The following is a 1,608-nucleotide window of genomic DNA, read 5'->3' on the forward strand; positions in this document are numbered from 1 at the left end:
CTGCACTTTAGGCGAAAAGTCATCGTGGACGGATTGATATTGCCACGAAAAAAGCCCTCAGAGAAAATGGGAGTTCTCACACAACACCATATCTCAGAGGGCCAAGGATGGCTAAGCGTAAACGCTCCGGCAGACCACCGCAAGCTCAACATTCTCGCAAATCCAAACCATCCCAACACGACAAACGGCAACGACTTGCCACACCGAATCCGAGTCGCCGAACAACCACGTCGGCCAGTGTTCCGCTTACCGGGACGATCGCGACCCTGGTCGCTTCGATGAGTGAGTTGCTCGACAAACGAATCGGCTTTCGGTTGCCGATCATCATCGCTGGAGCCATGCTTGCCGGTGGTCGCCGGACCGCCGCCAGCTGGCTGCGCTGCGGTGGCGTCAACGATGACTGGGATCGGTTCTATGAGATGCTCCAATCGATCGGCAGAAGGGCTGGGTCGCTGATGTTGCCGCTGGCGATGTTCATCTTCAATAAGTTCGATCCCGGCGAGAACGGCCACTGGACGATTGCCATCGACGATTCGCCCACCAAGCGGTTTGGACCGTGCGTGGAAGCCGCCAACATCCATCACAACCCGACACCCGGACCTGGCGACGGAGCCTGGCTTTATGGCCACAACTGGGTCTGCCTGGCGATGGTCCTGAATCATCCGTTGTTCGGAGCTGTCGCGTTGCCATTGCTCTCGCGGTTGTATGTTCGTCAGGTTGACATTGGCAAGCTGAAACAACGCCATGACTGGGAATTTCGCACCAAACCTCAACTCGCCCTGGAGCTGCTTCGGCAGGTCTTTGGAACACTTCGAGCACTTGGTAGCAAGGCTGGTTTTGTTGTTGTGTTTGATGGTGCGTATGCGGTCGGCGAACTGGTTCGCGCATTGATCGCTGAGGGAGCTACGGTGGTCACAAGGCTTCGACGCGATGCGCAGCTGTTTGATGTTCCGGTGAACAAACCGGGGCAGCGCGGTAGGCCTCGCAAGTATGGAAAGAATCGAATCAGCTTGGCCAAGCGGGCTGGTCGCCGCGACGGATGGGAGTCGATCACGTACCGTTGCCGAGGCGTGCAGACGACGGGGAAATACAAGACGTTCCTTGCTACCAGTAAGGTTGTCGGCGGTCAGGTGCGAGTCGTTCTGTTGAAGCATACAAGCGGGAATTGGGCAGCGTACATCAGCACCGATACGACCATGGCTGTGGAGATGATCCTGCAAACGGTCTCGGACCGCTGGTCGATCGAAGAGCACTTTCACGACGTCAAAGAGATATGGGGCGCAGGCGAGCAGCAGGTTCGCAATGTCTGGTCAAGCATTGCCTGCTGGAACTTGTGCGGATGCATGTACAGTCTGGTTGAACTGGAGTGCTGGGACCTGGAGGGCGAACAGCTGGTTGATCGCAGTGACCGGCCATGGGACAATCCATCGCGTCGTCCCTCTCACGCAGATCGCCGCCGTCGAATCACCCGTGAAATGCTGCGTTCCGAATTATTGAACGATCTGCACCTGGCCCCTGACGAAACAAAAATACGCGACAAATTCGAACGCCTGCTTGCACTGGCGACCTGACAATCAGTGACGTTAAAGTTAATCGCCTAAAGTGCAG

At 56.5% G+C, this 1,608-nt stretch carries 1 protein-coding gene; it reads left to right on the forward strand.

The annotated features are described in order from the left end of the window. Positions 1-107: 107 nt before the first annotated feature. Positions 108-1,571: an IS701 family transposase gene (locus H1B37_RS32775; protein WP_182871479.1), complete on the forward strand. Its 1,464-nt coding sequence runs from the start codon at positions 108-110 to the stop codon at positions 1,569-1,571. Positions 1,572-1,608: the final 37 nt, after the last annotated feature.

The organism is Stieleria mannarensis (genome assembly GCF_014154935.1).
In the GTDB taxonomy this organism is placed as follows: Bacteria; Planctomycetota; Planctomycetia; order Pirellulales; family Pirellulaceae; genus Stieleria; species Stieleria mannarensis.